Raw genomic sequence first — 2,568 nt, 5'->3', positions numbered from 1 at the left:
ATCGAACTGCGCATCTGCGCCGAAGACGCGAGCGCCGATTTCCGCCCCGCGATCGGGGACATCCTGCTGCTGGACGAGCCGCGCGGCGAAGGCGTGCGCGTGGACAGCGGCATTCTGGACGGCGGCAAGGTGACGACCGATTTCGACCCGATGCTGTCCAAACTGATCGTGCACGGGCCTGATCGCGCGCAAGCCATCGCCCGCGCGCGCCAGGCGGTGCAGGATTATGTGATCCTCGGGGTGACGACCAACACCGGCTATCTGGATGCGATCCTTGCGCATCCGGATTTCGCGTCGGGCGAGGTATCGACCGGGTTCCTGGCCGAACAGGCCGACACGCTGACCGCGCCGGGCGAAGATGTCAGCGATCTGCTGATGGCGGCGGCGGCCTTGTCGGACGAACGACTGACGGCCGATGTGATGCAAATACCGGAAATGCACCGCAAGATGGGCGGGTGGAGAAACTGATGCAACGGATTTTTCAGATTGATGGCGAAGAGACCGAGTGCTGGCTGTCCCATGACGGCGACCGGTTTGTACTGAATACGCCTGACGGCGCTGTTGCGTGCCAGTTGACCCCTACGGGCGCGCCGGGCGGTTACACGCTGCGGGCCAAGGGGCTTGTGCGCAAATTGCGGCTGGCCGTGGGCCCCGAGGCAACTTTTGTGCACATGAACGGGCGAACGTTTGAAATCGGTCGGGTTGATCCCGCCGAACGCCTGGCCGGAAACGAAAGCGGCGCCAGCGATGATCGGCTGGTGGCGCCGATGCCGGGGGTGGTCGTGTCGGTGTCCGCCAAGCCCGGCGATACAGTGACAGAAGGCCAGCCACTTCTGGTCATTGAAAGTATGAAACTGGAAACCACACTGACCGCGCCACGCGATGGGGTTGTTGCCGAAATACCGTTCGCCGAAGGCGACAGTTTCGGGCTGAAGGACATCCTTGCCCAGTTGACCCCGGAGGAGGAGTGAGAATGCGCCGGATCGAAAGTCTGATCGACACCAACGCCCCCGACTACAAGGCAAATTACGCCGCCATGTCCGAGCGGCTGAAGGAATTTCACGCCCGCCAGCACGCGGCGCGCTTTGAACGCCCGCAACGCGACATCGACCGCCTGGAGCGCCAGAACAAACTGGGCGTGCGCGAGCGGCTGAAACTGCTGCTGGATCCCGGCACGCCGTTCCTGGAATTTTCCACCCTGGCGGCCTGCCGCGAATATGACGGTGCGGTGCCCGGCGCCGCCGTGGTCACCGGCATCGGCATCGTGCAGGGCCGCGAGGTCGCCATTCATGCCAACGACGCCAGCGTCAAGGGCGGCGCCTGGTATCCCCATACCGTGAAAAAGATCGTGCGGCTGCTGGATGTGGCGCTGGAAAACCGCCTGCCGGTCATCCACATCTGCGACAGCGCCGGCGGCTTTCTGCCGCTGCAACACGGCGTCTTTCCCGACCGCTATCTGGGCGGGCGGGTGTTCCGCAACCAGGTCAAGCTGAGCCAGGCCAATATCCCGCAAATCGCGGTGGTCGGCGGGCACTGCACCGCGGGCGGCGCCTATGTGCCGACGCTGAGCGATTATAACATCATCATCGAAGGCACCGGGGCGATTTTCCTTGGCGGCCCGCCGCTGGTCAAGGCGGCCACCGGCGAAGAGGTCGGCGTTCAGGAACTGGGCGGGGCGGTCATGCACACGTCGGTGTCGGGCACGGGCGATTACCGCGCCGCCACCGAACAGCACGCCTTTTCCCTGGCGCGCGAGATTGTCAGCCAGTGGAAGCGCACGCCCAAAACGATTATCGAAACCGCCTCGTTCGAGGAACCTTACTACGACCCCAAGGAACTCTACGGGATCATCCCCAAGGACCGGAAAACCCAGTTCGACATGCGCGAAGTTCTGGCCCGGATCGTCGATGGCTCACGCTTTCACGAATACCAGCCCGATTACGGCACCACGATGATCTGCGGCTTTGCCCATATCTGGGGCTACAAGGTGGGGATCTTGGCCAACAACGGGGTGCTGTTCAACGACAGCTCGCTCAAGGCGGCGCATTTCATGCAGCTGTGCAACCAGAACCGCACGCCTCTGGTCTTTTTCCAGAACATCACCGGCTACATGGTAGGGCGCGAATACGAAGAACGCGGCATCGCCAAGGACGGCGCCAAGATGCTGATGGCGCAGGGCGGCTCGGTCGTGCCCAAGTTCACCGTGATCGCCAACGCTTCGTACGGGGCGGGCAATTACGGCATGTGCGGGCGGGCCTGGGATGCGCGCACGTTGTTCATGTGGCCGCAGGCCGAAATCGGCGTGATGGGGGCGGATCAGGCGGCCAACACCATGGCCGACGTCAAGATCCGGCAGCTGCAGCGCGAAGGCAAGGAATTGACCGCAGAGGAAATTGAAGCGATCCGCGAGCCGGTGCTCGAGAAATATCGCCGCGACGTCGAAGCCTATACCTCGACTTCGGAACTGTGGGACGATGGTATTCTGGACCCGGCCGATACGCGCAACGCGCTTGGGATGTCGATTTCCGCCTCGCTGAACGCGCCGATCGACGATCCGCACTACGGGAT

2 protein-coding genes and 1 pseudogene are annotated in these 2,568 nt (G+C 63.2%); all 3 read left to right on the top strand.

The genetic code is table 11. The features are described from left to right. Positions 1–468: pseudogene (locus ACP2AV_RS15610) on the top strand (biotin carboxylase); the annotation flags it as partial. Beyond that, entirely contained in the window at positions 468–971 is a 504-nt protein-coding gene (locus ACP2AV_RS15605; protein WP_426373691.1) for a biotin/lipoyl-containing protein, read from the top strand. The pseudogene ACP2AV_RS15610 and the gene ACP2AV_RS15605, both read left to right, overlap by 1 nt. A 2-nt stretch (positions 972–973) precedes the next feature. Continuing rightward, a partial coding sequence (locus ACP2AV_RS15600) for an acyl-CoA carboxylase subunit beta (protein WP_426373690.1) occupies positions 974–2,568 on the top strand: 1,595 nt, incomplete at its 3' end.

Source organism: Aliiroseovarius sp. PTFE2010 (assembly GCF_049943335.1).
Taxonomy (GTDB): domain Bacteria; phylum Pseudomonadota; class Alphaproteobacteria; order Rhodobacterales; family Rhodobacteraceae; genus JBNFVY01.
This window is presented reverse-complemented; position numbering and strand designations above follow the sequence as displayed.

What these genes read in the sequence shown, in the direction of transcription:
- ACP2AV_RS15605 (WP_426373691.1), top strand. Translation starts at nt 468, where the DNA reads ATGCAACGGATTTTTCAGATTGATGGCGAAGAGACCGAGTGCTGGCTG.